Source organism: Variovorax sp. P4_D9, from assembly GCF_056401695.1.
Genome location: NZ_JBFUIU010001748.1, coordinates 1 through 560 on the forward strand (window position 1 = coordinate 1; position 560 = coordinate 560).

1 protein-coding gene is annotated in these 560 nt (G+C 61.2%); it reads right to left on the bottom strand.

Annotation, left to right across the window (positions count from 1 at the left end; all coding sequences use genetic code 11):
* Positions 1 to 380 precede the first annotated feature (380 nt).
* Positions 381 to 560 (bottom strand): hypothetical protein (locus AC1DY5_RS58125; RefSeq protein ID WP_478123114.1); only part of this gene is annotated, 180 nt, incomplete at its 5' end.

The following is a 560-nucleotide window of genomic DNA, read 5'->3' on the forward strand; positions in this document are numbered from 1 at the left end:
GCCGATCACCGGCCGCCGATCACCGGCCTCACGAAACTCACGGATCCAGAAAATCGCGTTCCCGCGAGGTTGCGGCGCGGGGCAATTGCACGCCAACCCGAACAAGTCGCCCACCAACTCGCGATGCCGACGATCCAATGCCATCGAATTGGGTGATGTCATGTCTCAGGCGGTCAAATTGGACGGGCACGGCGCAACAAAACAAACCAACGCGACCAAGCGTGCGTCTGGGCTCACGGATTCAGGTAGTAGGCAGGGGCGCTAACTTCCGGGTGAATTTGCATTGAGGGCAGCCGTGCGAATACGGAAGAAGGGATTTCCGAAGCCAAAGTCGAACTCCGCGGCGCGAACGGCGTTTGAATCTACGAAGCGTGCGCGGCTTAAACAATGCCGGAAGCCTGCACGGCAACGAGCCAGAGCTGCGCTCCTTGTTGCGGCGTCGAGGTCCAGGTCAGGTCGTAGGTACCGGCCACGCCCACCTGCCTGACGGCAACGGCGCACTGCACCAAGGCACCAGAAGCCAGTACCGAATCGACCACCGTGAAGCCGTTGTCGGGGAC